The 13838-nt window shown below is 70.6% G+C and carries 10 protein-coding genes; 2 read left to right on the plus strand and 8 right to left on the minus strand.

The annotated features are described in order from the left end of the window. The first annotated feature begins 37 nt into the window (after positions 1-37). On the plus strand, positions 38-520 hold the full coding sequence (locus tag PBN85_RS15270; RefSeq protein WP_271299523.1) for a hypothetical protein: 483 nt from the start codon (positions 38-40) through the stop codon (positions 518-520). 16 nt (positions 521-536) lie between these two features. On the opposite strand, the gene PBN85_RS15275 is transcribed toward PBN85_RS15270, so the two are convergent. Together PBN85_RS15275 and PBN85_RS15280 are read right to left on the minus strand one after the other, a co-directional pair. After that, complete coding sequence (locus tag PBN85_RS15275) at positions 537-1001, minus strand: peroxiredoxin (protein WP_271299524.1); 465 nt, start codon at positions 999-1001, stop codon at positions 537-539. After that, on the minus strand, positions 994-3660 hold the full coding sequence (locus tag PBN85_RS15280; RefSeq protein ID WP_271299525.1) for a bifunctional [glutamine synthetase] adenylyltransferase/[glutamine synthetase]-adenylyl-L-tyrosine phosphorylase: 2667 nt from the start codon (positions 3658-3660) through the stop codon (positions 994-996). The genes PBN85_RS15275 and PBN85_RS15280 overlap by 8 nt, the downstream gene beginning before the upstream one ends. A 64-nt stretch (positions 3661-3724) precedes the next feature. Between PBN85_RS15280 and PBN85_RS15285 the strand changes: the two genes are divergently transcribed. Further along, a complete protein-coding gene (locus PBN85_RS15285; protein WP_200870347.1) occupies positions 3725-3889 on the plus strand; it encodes a hypothetical protein in 165 nt (54 codons plus the stop codon). Between the two features lie 21 nt (positions 3890-3910). On the opposite strand, the gene PBN85_RS15290 is transcribed toward PBN85_RS15285, so the two are convergent. The 6 genes from PBN85_RS15290 to PBN85_RS15315 all read right to left on the minus strand — a co-directional run bounded on the left by PBN85_RS15290 (position 3911) and on the right by PBN85_RS15315 (position 13827). Further along, entirely contained in the window at positions 3911-5155 is a 1245-nt protein-coding gene (locus PBN85_RS15290; RefSeq protein WP_235199518.1) for a S1 family peptidase, read from the minus strand. Between the two features lie 42 nt (positions 5156-5197). Further along, on the minus strand, positions 5198-7291 hold the full coding sequence (locus tag PBN85_RS15295; protein ID WP_271299526.1) for a TonB-dependent receptor: 2094 nt from the start codon (positions 7289-7291) through the stop codon (positions 5198-5200). A gap of 76 nt (positions 7292-7367) precedes the next feature. Further along, positions 7368-9233, minus strand: a complete 1866-nt coding sequence (locus PBN85_RS15300; RefSeq protein WP_051583253.1) for a glycoside hydrolase family 15 protein — start codon at positions 9231-9233, stop codon at positions 7368-7370. After that, a complete protein-coding gene (locus PBN85_RS15305) occupies positions 9226-10026 on the minus strand; it encodes an SDR family oxidoreductase (RefSeq protein ID WP_271299527.1) in 801 nt (266 codons plus the stop codon). The genes PBN85_RS15300 and PBN85_RS15305 overlap by 8 nt, the downstream gene beginning before the upstream one ends. A 61-nt stretch (positions 10027-10087) precedes the next feature. After that, positions 10088-12265 carry a WD40/YVTN/BNR-like repeat-containing protein gene (locus PBN85_RS15310; RefSeq protein ID WP_271299528.1) on the minus strand — a complete coding sequence of 726 codons (2178 nt, stop codon included), beginning with the start codon at positions 12263-12265 and terminating at the stop codon, positions 10088-10090. Beyond that, positions 12265-13827: a GH39 family glycosyl hydrolase gene (locus tag PBN85_RS15315; RefSeq protein ID WP_271299529.1), complete on the minus strand. Its 1563-nt coding sequence runs from the start codon at positions 13825-13827 to the stop codon at positions 12265-12267. The genes PBN85_RS15310 and PBN85_RS15315 overlap by 1 nt, the downstream gene beginning before the upstream one ends. Between the last annotated feature and the right edge of the window lie 11 nt (positions 13828-13838).

Below are 13838 nucleotides of genomic sequence, written 5' to 3' on the forward strand. Positions count from 1 at the left end.
GGCCTAGCGTATTGCCGACGCAATACACGAGGTTGCCATGATCCGCCTGTCGCTCTGTGCCCTGTCCGCCTTGTCGCTCGCCGCCTGCGATCGCGGTCCGGGCACGTCGGTGACGATCAACGCCGATGGCGGCAATGTGCTCGGCGCGGTCGATGGCGCGACCGGGCAGGTCAAGATCGCGGTGCCGGGCTTCTCGGGCCAGCTCAAGCTGCCCAAGGTGCAACTCAAGGCCGACAATTTCGATCTCAACGGCGTCCACCTCTATCCGGGTTCGACGATCGACGCGGTCGACGTCGCCGGCGGCAGGAACGACGACGGCGGCCTGCGCGTCCGCTTCACCAGCCCTGCCAGCCCCGATCAGGTGCGCGGCTGGTTCACCGAGCGGCTCGCCAAGGCGGGCTTCACCGTCCATCCGGACGGCCAGGGCCTGACCGGCACCACCGAAGAGAAGCAGCCCTTCCACCTCGACCTCGCCGGTGACGGCAGCAACGCCAGGGGCACGATCACCGTCGGCGGATAAGGCTCCGCGCGCCCGCCTATCCCGCCGCGACCTCGCGCGCGGCGGCGAGCACCGCCGCCGCATGGCCGGGCACGCGCACCTTGCGCCACGCCCGCACCAGCCGACCGTCATGCCCGAACAGGAAGGTGGCGCGCTCGATCCCCATATAGGTGCGGCCATAAAGCTGCTTCTCGCCCCACACGCCGAAGGCGTCGCAGGCGCTGCCGTCCTCGTCGCTCGCCAGCGTCACGGTGAGGCCGTGCTTGGCGGTAAAGGCGGCATGTTTGGCGGGCGGGTCCTTGCTGATCCCGATCACCGTCACCCCCGCCGCGGCGAAATCCGCCGCAAGCGCGGAGAAATCCTGCGCCTCGCGGGTACAGCCGCTGGTATCGTCCTTGGGGTAGAAATAGAATACCGCCGGGCTGGGTACCGCGGCGAGCGGCATCGCGCTGCCGTCGGCGGCGGTCACCGTCACCGCAGGTATCGTTGCGCCTTCATCCATCCGAGCCTCCCGTCGCCTGCGTCCAGGCCGCCGCCACGTCCTGCCGCGTCATCGCCAGCGCTTCAAGCACCGCCGGCCAATCGGCGAGTCGCAAGGCGCGCGCAATCAGCGCCTGCGTCGCCGGCGACGGCTCGGCGGCATCGGGCGCGACCAGCCGCAGCACCACGAGCAGCCGCGTCAGCTGATCGTTCGCCACCGCTAGCGCCGCGGGCAGCAGGCCCGATGCGACCAGCGCGCCGATCGCCCGCCCGAGGTGCGGATCGAAGCCGGTACGATGGCGCAACTGCGTCAGGTGAACGGTGAATTCGAGATCGACCAGTCCGCCGGGCAGCAATTTGGCGTCGAGCGGCCCGGTCGGCGGCTTGTGCCGGGCCATCTCGGCGCGCATCGCCACCGCCTCGCCGGTCAGGTCCCGCGCCGGCCGCTCGCCCGCCAGCACCGCGTCGATCACCGCGGCGGCGGCCGCCCGCGCCTCGGCCGAGCCGAACACCGGCCGCGCCCGCGTCAGCGCCATATGCTCCCAGGTCCAGGCATCCTCGCGCTGATAGCGGGCGAAGGACTCGAGCGAGACGACCAGCGGCCCCTGCGTCCCCGACGGGCGCAGCCGCGTGTCGACCGGGTAGAGCGGCCCCGCCGCGGTCGCCACCGACAGTGCCGCGGTGATCCGCTGCGCGAGGCGATTATAATAGAGCGTCGCGCCGAGCGGCTTGGCGCCGTCCGATTCCGCGCGAAAGTCCCCGGTGAACAGATAGACGAGGTCGAGGTCGCTGGCATGGGTCAGCGCCGCGCCGCCGAGCCGTCCGAAGGCGAGGATCAGCAGCTCGCTGCCCGGCACCCGGCCATGGCTGCGCGCGAATTCGGCGATCGTCGCCTCGGCGAGCACCGCGATCGCCGCCTCGGCGAGCCGCGCATAGCCCGCCGCCGCGTCGAGCGGATTGGCCGCGCCCGCCACCACCTGCGCGCCGAGCGCGAACCGTTTCTCCCCGACGCTGCGGCGGACGTGGTCGAGCAGCGCCTGATAGTCGCCGCCTTCGCCGCGCCGCATCTCCGCCGCCAGCGCCTCGACCGGGCCGAGCGGCTCGAACGCGCCGGGATCGATCAGCCAGTCGATCAGCTCCGGGCGCACGCCGAGCGCATCGGCGAGCGGCGCGGCATGGCTGAGGATCGTCGCGAGCAGCACCGCCAGCCCGGGCCGCGCCTCGAGCAGCCGCAGGATATTGATCGCGCTGGTCAGGCGTTCGAGCAGCCCGTCGAGCCGCCGCAACGCCGCACTCGGATCGGGCGCGTCGGCGAAGGCGGGCATCAGCGCCGGCAGCACCGCCTCCAGCGCGTCGCGCGCCGCCGGGCTGCGCAGCGCCGGATAGCGGCCGGCACGCCAGCGCGCGATCAGCGTCGCCGCACCGGCGCCATCGGGAAAGCCCGCCTGCTCCAGCCGCGCGGCGAGCGCCTGCGGCTCGTGCGGGAAGTCGCCGCCGCGACCGTCATCGAGCGCGTCGTAGATCTGGCCGGCGCGCGCGACCGGCTCCCGCAACAGCGCGATCAGCGCCGCCCCGTCCGCAAGGCCGTGCAAGCGCGCCACCCCGTCGAGCGCCGCGCCGCCCGGCAGCACATGCGTCTGGCGATCGTCGATCATCTGGACACGATGCTCGATCGTCCGCAGCAGCGTATAGGATCGGCTCAGCGCCGCCGCCTCGTCCGTACCGATCCACCCCGCCTCCGCCAGCCGCGCCAGCGCGTCGCGCGTCGCGGGTGCGCGCAGGGCCGGATCGCGCCCGCCGTGGATCAGCTGATGGATCTGCGCGAAGAATTCCGCCTCGCGGATGCCGCCGCGGCCGCGCTTGAGGTCATAGCCCGCGCCGAACGCCTGGCCGCTCGCATAATGATCGCGGATGCGGCGGGAGAGGTCGCGGATCTCGCCGATCGCGCCGAAATCGAGCCCGCGCCGCCACACGAACGGCCGGATCGCATCGAGGAAATAGCCGCCGAGGGCGCGATCGCCGGCCGCGGCGCGGGCGCGGATGAACGCCGCCCGCTCCCAGGTCAGCGCCTGCGATTCGTAATAGCCGATCGCGCCGTCGACCGGCAGCGCGATCGGCGTCGCCTCGGGCGAGGGGCGCAGCCGCAGGTCGACGCGCAGCACATAGCCGTCGCCGTCGCGTGCCTGGAGCAGTTCGACGACGCGCTTGGCGATCCGCACCGCCGCTTCCTCCGGCTCCTCGCGCGCGCGGCGCGGCAACGTGCGCGGGTCGAAGATCAGGATGGGATCGATGTCCGACGAATAATTGAGCTCGCGGCTGCCCTGCTTGCCGAGCGCGATCGCCGCAAAGCCGCGCGGTGCCTCCCCCGGCGTGCGCTCGGCGATCGCCGCGGTGATCGCCCGGTCGAGCGCGCGATCGGCGAAGTCGCTGAGGCCCTGCGTCACCGCGGTCAGATCATAGACGCCGGCGAGATCGCCGATCGCGATCGCCAGCGCCAGCGCGCGCCGGTCGAGCCGCAACTGGCGGGCGATCGGCATATCCGGAGTCGCGGCGGTGTAGGCGAGGTCGAACATGCCGGCGGCGAGCCGCTCGGCGAGCACCGGCTCGCGATCCAGCAGCAATGCGAGGAACGGCGCATGCGCGCGGGCGCGATCGATCGCGGCGGAGACGGGCGTCGGCATCGCGGATATCCTTTATTGCAGTCGGCAACGTTTCCGCCACAGGATCGTTCTCCGGTCTATGCACATGGCTACGCAAACAACAGGACGCGCGCGCAACGGCGATTATGTCGTCCGTTTGCCACGCCCGGCCGATCCGCTCGGCCATGCTCTGCGCGGCGTCTTCGGTGAAACGCCAATGCCCGACGATCTCAAGACGTTGCTGGAGCGCCTCGACCGCGTCACGCACTGAGCGCGTTCCGGACAGGCGCGATCAGGGGCTGGCGATCGGAGCGGTGAGCAGCCGCCATCCGGTCGGCAGAAAGTCGGTCGACATATAGAAATAGAAGGCGCAGCTGCCGTCGGCGCGATAGCTGCCGCCCTTCAGAATTCCATAAGCGGTATCGCCGAGGAACACCGGGCTGCCGCTGTCGCCGCTCCTGCACACCGGCCCCGCCACCGTCGTCCAGGTCGGCAGGCAGGCGCCGCCGCACAGATCGCCCGCCGGCGCGAAGTCGGTCAGTTCGACCTCCGAACAGCTATAGCCGGTGCGCTCGCCGCGGTGGCAGACGATGTCGCCGGCGCGCGTACCGGCACGGCTGCGCGCATCGCCAACCGGCCGGCTGACGGTGCGTGCGCTGTCGGCATAGAATAAAGGCGCGAGCGGCACCGCGCTCGCGTTGATCTGCACGTCCTGATGGCCCCAGCCCCATTGCCCGACGAAGGGCAGGTCCTGTTCGATCCCGGCGGCATCGCGGGCGCGCAGCGCGTCGGGGCAATGCGCCGCGGTGGCGATGCCGGTACGCGTGCCGTCGGTGACGACGAAGCCGGCGGTGCACAGATAGCGATGACTGTCCCCCGGCACCTGCCCGACGACACGCGTCCCGCCCTGGATGCCGCCCATGTCGAGCGCCGGCTGGTCGACGACGCGCAGCCGCACCGGCACCTGCGTCAAGGCCGCGAGCCGCGCGGCAAGCGGCTCGGCGCCCTCCCGCGCGACGTCGCGCGTCGAAACCACCGCGACCAGCTCGCCGCTGCGCTGGTCGATGCCGAGGCCGGGCGGCGACAGCAGGCTGGCGCGGATCGCTGCCTGATAGGCACCGATTGCCTGGACCAGCCCGGTGTGCGTCGCCGCCGCGCCGGTGCTGAAGCTGATCCGCACCGGCGTGCCGTTCAGGTCGATGATCCGTTCGGGCTCCGCCGCCGTACCGGTCAGCGTCACGACGATGGAGAATTCAGGCCGATGGACGAGCGCGATCCCGGTCAGCCGCGCGGCGAATTCGTCGGCGATCGCGTCGGTCACCGGCGCGCTCGCCACCTGCAACCGCAACTGCCGCTCCGCCTCGTCGACCGGCAGCCCGAGCCGGTCGGCGACCGCCGCGGCATCCTGCGCGATCGCGGCGTCGAGCGACTCGACCGGCGCGACCACGGGCGGCGGCGCGACCAACGTCTGCGCCGCGAGCGGCGAACCCGCCGCCAGTCCCGCCGCTCCGATGATCATGCCCAGCCAGCGCCCCACGCCGCCCTTGTAGCGCAGACGGCTGGCCGGTCGATGAACGAACTACAAGGCGATCCGCAGCGTGCCGAGCACCGAGCGCGGCGCGCCCGGCATGTTGAGCAGCGCCGACGTACCATGTCCGGCGACGGTATAATGGACGTTGCCGAGATTATAGGCGTTGAGCTGCCAGCGCAGCGGCCCCGTCGCCACCCACAGCAGCCCGTCGACGGTGACATAATGCGGCAGCACCGTCGTGTTGAGCGGATCAGCCCAGCGGTCGCCGACATAATTGATTCCGCCGCCCAGCCCGAAGCGCCCGGCGAAGCTCTTGCTGAGGAAGCCGTTGGCGGCATGGCGCGGCGCGATCGTCGCACCCTTGCCGACGAAATCGGGGCGCGACGAGGCGGTGATCCGGGCATCGAGATAGGCATAGCCGGCGACCGCCTGGAACCCCGCGGGCAGCGTCATCTGCGCCGACAGTTCGACGCCACGCGTCCGCTGCGTGCCCGCCGCGACCAGCCGCGTCGGGTCGAGCGGATCGGTGCCCTTGATCCCGGTGCGGCGCAGCAGGAACCCCGCCGCCTGCACGTTGAGCGCGCCGCCGAGCAGCGTATATTTGCCGCCGACCTCCTTGTTGCTGGTCTGCTCGGGCGCGATGTCGGCATTGCTCGCGGTCAGTGCGAAGGTCTCGGCGGACGGCTGGAAGCTGCGGCTCCACGACAGATAATAGGATTGCGTCGCGTCGGGTTGCAGCACGATCCCGGCCCGCGGGCTCCACGCGATATCGGTGCGGACCAGCCGCGCCGCGACCGGCAGCCGCTGGTCGGTCGCCTGCCGGAAGCGATCGCGGCGGACGCCGACCAGCGCCTTGATGCCATGGCCGAAGTCGGCGAAATCCTGCACGTAGACGCCGCCGGTGTCGAACACGCTCGCGGTCGCCGTCGCGATCCGCGTGAAGCGGGCGGGATCGAGTACCGGCAGCACCGGCTTGAACAGCGACGTCACCGCCACCTTGACCTGCGCGAACGTATCCGCCCGCTTCGTCTGCCGGGACAGCTCGACGCCGTAGAGCAGCACGTGATCGACCCCGGCGATCCGGCCGCGCCACGTCAGCTCCGCCTGATCGGACCAGCCCTCCTCGTCGCGATTGAGCCGGCCGTGCTGCAAGGTCACCGTCCGCGCGACCGGATCGATCGCCGCGGGAAGCGTGCTGTTGCGCCACAGCCGGTAATCATAGTGGCGGAAGCCGTTGCGGAAGCGCAGTGCTTCGGACAGGCGGTGCGTCAGCTCGACGGTCTGCGAATAGACCTTGCTCGTCGTCGTATCCACGTCGCGCGCATTGGCGGCCCCATAATAGGTCGACCGCGGCACGTCGATCGGCCGCCCGCCGAGCGCCGGAATGCCGAGGTCCATCAGCCGGTGATCGTGCAGCGCGTCGGCTTCGAGCAGCAGCGTCGTCCGTCGCCCCTGGCCGATCAGCAGCGACGGCGCGATCGCGGAACGGCGCAGCAATTGCTGGTCGCGGAAGCTGTCGTCATCCTCGTGCGCGCCGGTGATGCGAAAGCCGACGCCGCTGCGCGCGTCGAAACGGCCGACGTCCCATTCGGCACGCCGCGCGGCGTACGATCCCGCAGTCAGCGCCGCGGCGGTGACATTGCTGTCGGGCCGCTTGAGCACGCGGTTGATCAGCCCGCCCGACGATCCGCGCCCGAACAGCACCGCCGCCGGCCCCTTGACCACCTCGACCCGTTCGACGTTGGACAGGTCGCGGTAATAAAGCGCATCGTCCCGGAAGCCGTTCACATATTGGTCGGCGATCGCCGAGAAGCCGCGGATCGTGACCTGGTCGCGCTGGCCGTCGCCCGCCGCGAAGCTGACCCCCGGCACGTTCTTCAGCGCATCCTGCACCGACAAAGCGCGCTGGTCGCGCAGCACCGCCGCGGTGACGGTCGCGATCGATTGCGGGAGGTCGCGCAGCGACACCGGGATCTTGGCGAGCCCGGTCTCGCTCGCCGTATAGCCCTGCGGCGAGGCGGTGACGAGGATCGTCTCGCCGGGTTCGTCCTCCGGCGCGGTCTGTGCCGCGGCGGCGGATACCGCGCCATAGCCGACTGCGATGGCGATGCCGATCCGCATCGCCAGACTGGTGTCGATCAAAAGAGCCCCCTTTATTGATACTGTTTCGCATTAGTACCCATAAGGGGGCCCGTAAAGCCTGTCGTTTATGGACGCATCACGGCTGCCAATTGGGCCGGTAGCTGGGGTCGAGCCGCCGGTCGATGAAATAGGCCGCACTGATCAGCGCCAGGTGCGTCAGCGCCTGCGGGAAATTGCCGATCGGCTCACCGCGCAGGTCGAGCTCCTCGGAGAACAGCCCGAGCGGATTGGCATAAGCGATCCCCTTGGCGAGGATCAGCTGCGCCTCGTCGAGCCGCCCGGCGCGGGCGAGACATTCGGCATACCAGAAGGTGCAGGTGGTGAACGCCCCCTCCTGCCCGTCCAGCCCGTCGTCGCCGCGATAGCGGTAGACGAGCCCGTCGTCGCGCAACTGTGCGCCGATCGCGTCGAGCGTCGTCAGCCACACCGGATCGGTCGACGAGACGAAGCGCATCAACGGCATCATCAGCAACGCCGCATCCAGCTCGGTGCCGCCGCGGCTCTGCACGAAATAGCCGTGCTCGGGATGGCGGAAGTTGCTCCAGATATCCTCGACGATCGCATCGCGCGCCTCGCTCCACGCGACCAGCGGCGCCGACAGCGACCGTTTCTTCGCCAGCCGGATCGCCCGGTCGAGCGCCACCCAGCACATCAGCCGCGAATGGAGGAAATGCCGCGGCTCCGACCGCATCTCCCAGATGCCGGCATCGGGTTCCTGCCAATGCGCGATGACATAGTCGACGATGCCGCGGACGTGCTGCCAGCCGGCATGATCGATCGCCGCGCCATATTTGTTGGAGAGATAGACGCTGTCCATCAACTCGCCGAAGATATCGAGCTGGCTCTGCGCGTGCGCGCCATTGCCGATGCGGACCGGCCGGCTGCCGGCATAACCGGCGAGGTGCGGCAATTCGGTTTCGTCCTTCGCATGCGATCCGTCGATCGCATACATGATGCGGATCGGGTGATCCTGATCCGACGCCATCACCCGCTTGCCGGCCCATTGGCGGAAATGCTCGGCCTCGTCGATGAAGCCCAGCCGCATGAAGGCATAGACGGTGAACGACGCATCGCGGATCCAGGTCGCGCGATAATCCCAGTTGCGCCCGGCACCGACCGCCTCGGGCAGGCCGAAGGTCGCCGCCGCGGCGATCGAGCCGTGCCGGTCCGAGGTGAGCAGCTTGAGCGCCAATGCCGAGCGCAGCACCGCCTCGCGCCAGCGCCCGCGATAGTCCGTGCGGCTCAGCCAGTGCTGCCACGCCTTGGTCGTTTCGGTGATGTCGCCCGAAACGCCGGCATCATCGGGGCGGCGCAATGCGTCGTCGCCGAGCACGAACCAGGCGGTCTCGCCCTCGCCGAGCGTGAATTCCGCCACCGCTTCGCCCGGCGCCGCCTGCACCGGCACCGATCCGTACAGACGCATCGTCAGCGCCCTTCCGGCGAAGCGGACGCCGCCGTCCACCGCCGCCGCCTCCGGCACCTCGCGCGCATAATCGAAGCGCGGACGACAGCGCGCGGTGAAGCGCACCGTGCCGCGGGTCACGGTGATCTGGCGGATCAGGCAGCGTCGGTCGAGGCCCGCATCGCCGCAGATGTCGGGATGCGGCATCAGGTCGAGGATCTCGACGCTCGCCGCGCTCGCCATCCACCGCGTCGTCAGCACGTTGGTGTCGGGGACGTAGATCTGCAGCACCCGCGCGTCGTCGAGCGCCGGCACGATCTCGAACGCGCCGCCCTGCTCGGCGTCGAGCAGTTCGGCGAACACGCTCGGGCTGTCGAGCGACGGCCAGCACAAATAGTCGATCGTGCCGTCCGCCGCGACCAGCGCCGCGGTCTCCATGTCGCCGATGATGCCGTGATCGCCGATCCGCCGTCGCGGCGTCACCGCCGCCTGCGCCCGCACCTGCGCTTCCGCCTCCGCGGCGGCGTCGCGCTCAGCCATTGTCGCGGAATTCGGGATAGAGCGACATGCCGCCGTCGACGAACAGGGTCGTGCCGGTGACGTAATCCGCCTCGTCCGATGCGAGCCACACCGCCGCGCGTGCGACATCCTCCGGCTCGCCGATCCGGCCATAGGGGATCAGCCGCAGCAGCTTTTCGAGCGCTTCGGGCGTCTCCCACGCCTCCTGATTGATGGGTGTGCGGATCGCGCCGGGGGCGATGGCATTGACGCGGATCCGGTCCGGCGCGACCTCCTGCGCCAGCGTCCGCGTCAGCATCCGCACGCCGCCCTTCGCCGCGGCATAATTGACGTGCCCCGCCCAGGGGATCAGCTCGTGCACCGAGCTCATCGCGATGATCGTGCCGGCGCTGCGCGACGGCCGCGCGGATTCGGGCTGGCTGCGGAAGCGGCGCACCGCCTCGCGCGCGCACAGGAACTGTCCGGTCAGATTGATGTCGATCACCGTATTCCAGTCGTCGAGCGACAGATCGGCGACCGGCGCATCCTTCTGCACGCCCGAATTGGAGACGAGCACGTCGATCCGGCCGAAGGCGTCGGCGGCGGCGTCGAACAAGCGCCCGACCTCCTGCTCCTGCGACACGTCCGCCTGCACCGCGATCGCGCGTCCGCCCCGCTCGCCGATCCGTTCGGCGAGGCTGTTGGCGCTGTCCTCGTCCGACCGATAGTTGATGACGACCGCCGCGCCTGCCCCGGCGAGCCCCTCGGCGACGGCGAGGCCGATTCCCGAACTGGCGCCGGTAATGATGGCGGTATGACCTGCGAGCGCAGACAAAAGCTTTTCTCCCAACGGCTTCGAGCATCCCTGAACGGTCGAGCGCGTCAGGGGATGCGTGTCAGCCGGCCGGATCGCCGTAGAACAGCCCGCGCCCGTCGGTGCCGACATAGACGCGGCCGGCGCGGCGCGGGTCACCGGCGATGACGCGATAGCGCCCGCCCCAGCGATGCGCATCGTCGTCGATCCGGCTCCATGCTCCCCCGGCATCGTTCGCGCGCCAGATGCCGCGCACCCCGCCGCGGCTGCCGATCACATAGACCGCGCCCTTGCCGATGCCGAACAGCTCGACCGCAAGATCGCCGTTCGCGGCGACGAAATGCCGGCCCCCGTCGCGGCTGTGGAACAGCGCCGTCCCGACCTGCAGCCACAATTCGCCCGCCGCGCCCGGCACGGCGACGAGCGCGCTTTGCGATTCGCGATTGCGCGGCGCCGCGGCGGACAGGTCGCGCGGCAGGCCCTGCGTCGCGACCGGCGCGAAGCTGGCGCCACCATCATGCGAGACGAGTAGCCGCCCCGCCGCGGCATCGACCGCGTAGAAGGTCGCCGCATCGACCTTGTCCGCCACCGCGCGCGTCCGCGGCGGCAGGCCGCGCACCGCTTGCCAGCTCCGCCCGCCGTCGCGCGTCCGCTGCGGCACGCGCGCGGCGACGATCATCGTCGCGCCGTCCGCGGAGACGGTGATCGCCGCCTCGCCATTGAGGTCGTCGCGCGCCGGCGGCTCTCCCTGCGGCGGCAGGCGCAGCGGCGTCCAGTGCCGCCCGCCATCCTCCGACCGGGCGAGGCTCGCGTCGCGCGGCCGGTCGAGATACAGGCTGCCGCTGCGCACGATGACGTTGGGCGCCCGACCGGCATAATCGAGCATGTTGGTGTTGGAGAGATAGGGATCGATAAAGCTCGGCTGCGGCGAACGGTCGAGATCGTCGTGGACGAAGCCGGCGAGGTCGCCGAAGCCCGAGACGACCGGCGCGCCGCCCGTCGGTGCGATCAGCGTGATCACCGCGGTCTGTTCGATGCCGCGCACCCACGGCGCCCAGTCGACCGGTCCGCGCGCCGGCACCCGCTGCGTCGCATAGACGGTCGCGCCGGTGGTATAGGCGATATGCCCGGCGTCGAAGGGATCGATGGCGAGGCCGGAGATCCAATGGCCGAAATCGGCGCCCTTGCCCTCGTGCAGCAGGAAGGGCGTCGCCGAGACATCGCGGCGGCTGCGCTTGCCGACATCGTCCCACTGCGCGCCGTCGTCACGGCTCAGCCACAGCGAATCGCCCGCGCGATAGCGGTCGATCGTCGATACCGCGACGGTGCCCGGCGCGCTGCGCGCCACCGCGACGCCGAAGAACGCGCCCTCCGCCCCGGCGTCCCGCCAGTCGGGCGGCGTCACGTCGCGCCCCGTGCCGTCGGGATCGTAGCGCCACAGCGCGCCGGTCTTGACCTCGCTCGGACCGATGCCGCTGCCATAGCCGACCCACAGCACGCCGCGTGCGTCGATCACCCCCTTGGCGGCGAGCAGGCCCGGCGCCGCGACCGCGCGCCAATGCGCGCCGCCGTCGTCGGAGCGGTAGAGCGGCGCGACGCCCGGATCGGCGATCCCCGCCCAGATCCGCCGCGCGCCCAGCCTCGGATCGATCGCGACGAACGACACGCCGCCATGCGCCGTCCGGCGCGCCGGCCTGCCGAGCCCGGCATAGGGAAAGCCCGCCACCTTCGCCCAATGCCGCCCGGCATCGCGGCTCTGCCACAGACCGTCGTGCCGCGATCCGAACCACAAATGGTCATGATCGCGCGGATCGATCGCCAGCCGCTCGCCGAGCCCGCGGCCCGGCTCGTTGCCGCCCATCGCGAACGGCACCGGCGTCACCGTCCAGTGGCGGCCGCGATCGGCCGAACGCAGGATCGCCGCGGGCGCGCCGGCGTTCATCCCCGCCGCCATATAGACGACATCGGCATCGACCGGATCGGGCGCGATGCTCTCGATCCCCATATAGCTCGATTCGGCATTGTCGTCCTGCAACGGCAGCCAGCGTGCCGCCTGCGCATCCCAGCGATAGGCGCCGCCCATGTCGGTGCGCAGATAGGCGAGGCCGCGTTCGACCGGGCTGAACACGATGTTCGGCGCATAGCCGCCCGCCCCGACGGTGACGTTGGTCCAGCGATAGGCCGGGGTCGGCGCGGCGGCCGGCAAGGCGAGCGCGACCAGCAGCGCGCCGCCCGCCCTGACCCGCCGCGACCGGCGCATCAGCGCGACCGCTCGAGCGTCGCCAGCACCACGTCGTTGCTCTGCATCGCCAGCCGCAGCGTGTACGTCCCGTCGCGCCCGACCTGCACCGTCCGCGCCACCTCCGGCGTATCGGTGGTCAGCGCCTGCAACTCGGCGATCTGCGCCGGCGTCAGCGTCTTGGGCGATCCCATCGCGAGGTAGCGCGAATGCGCGTCGTTATGCTGATAGCCGGTGCGCCGCACCGCCAGCCGGTAGCGGCCGGGCGACAGATGCGTCAGCCGCAGCGTCGCCGGCGCGGCGGCGGTCGCCGGCAGCTGGCGGGTGAAGAACGGCCGGTTGCTCAGCACCTGCTTGGGCTGCTGCCAGTCCCACAGCAGCACCGCGGTCCGCCGCGCATCGGTCGTCGCCAGCGCCTGGCCGTCGGCAAGCGGGATCTCCGGCCCGGCGAGCGCGTGGAGGTATTTATACGCGAACCACGCCGGCTTGCGGATGCCCTCGCGGTTCATCAGCCCGAAGCCGCCGTGGAACGGGGTCGGCGGCGGCCCCGCCTCCTCGAACAGATCGCTGTAGGTCCAATAGCTCATCCCCTGCGCGATGCCGCGCGTCGCGCGCAGCTTGGTGAGGATGAAGGGCGCGCTGATATAGGAATCATGCACCGGATCGCGCGGATTGTAGCTCGCGCTCCATTCGGTGAAGAACAGCGGCAGGTCGGGAAAGGGCGAGGCGGCGATCTGCGACCGCACGCGGCGCACGTCGCCGACCACCGAATCGGGATTGGTCGACAACCGGTTGTCGTCCTCGCCCTTCTCGTCGAGGAAACCGCCGTCGACGCCATAGGTATGCGTCGAGACGAAATCGACCGGCACGTTCCGCGCCTTGGCATAAGCGAGCAGCTCGGGCACCCAGGCCGCGCCCGCGGTCGCCGGACCGCCGACGCGCAGGGCGGGATCGATCGCCTTGATCGTCCGCGCGCTCGATTCATACAGGCGGAAATAGGCCGCCTGATCCGCCTTTTCCCAAAAGCCGGCGAGATTGGGCTCGTTCCACACCTCGAAATACCAGCTGCGCACCTCCGCCGCGCCGTAGCGCTCGCGCAGATGGCGGACGTAGGCGTCGATCAGCTTTGCCCAGCCCTCCGGCTGCGGGTGCGAGGTATTGCCCTTCCAGTAGAAGATCGTCTGGTTCGACGTCTTGAGCGCGTCGGGGGTGAAACCCAGTTCGACGAACGGCTTGATCTTGCGGGCGAGCAAGGCGTCGTAGAGCTGGTCGATCTTCGTCCAGTCATAGGTGATGCCGCCGTCCGGCGTCCGCTTCACCGTCCCCAGGGCGTCGGTGAAGATGTCGTGGAAGCGGACGTAGCGGAAGCCGAGTTCGCGCACCGCGGTGTCGAGCTGGGCGAGGCTGTCGGGGCGGATCAGCGTACCGGCATAATCCGACCCCACCGACAGGTCGAAGGCCCGATCGATCGGCGGGCCCGCGCGCGCGACATCGACGTCGATCGTGCGCGCCTGCTGCGCCGAGGCGGCGGCGGACAGGCCGAGCAGCGCTCCGGCGCCGATACGGACCAAGAGCGCTGTCATCCCATTCCTCC

Origin of the sequence: Sphingomonas sp. CV7422 (assembly GCF_027945725.1) — a bacterium.
Lineage (GTDB): Bacteria > Pseudomonadota > Alphaproteobacteria > Sphingomonadales > Sphingomonadaceae > Sphingomonas > Sphingomonas kyungheensis.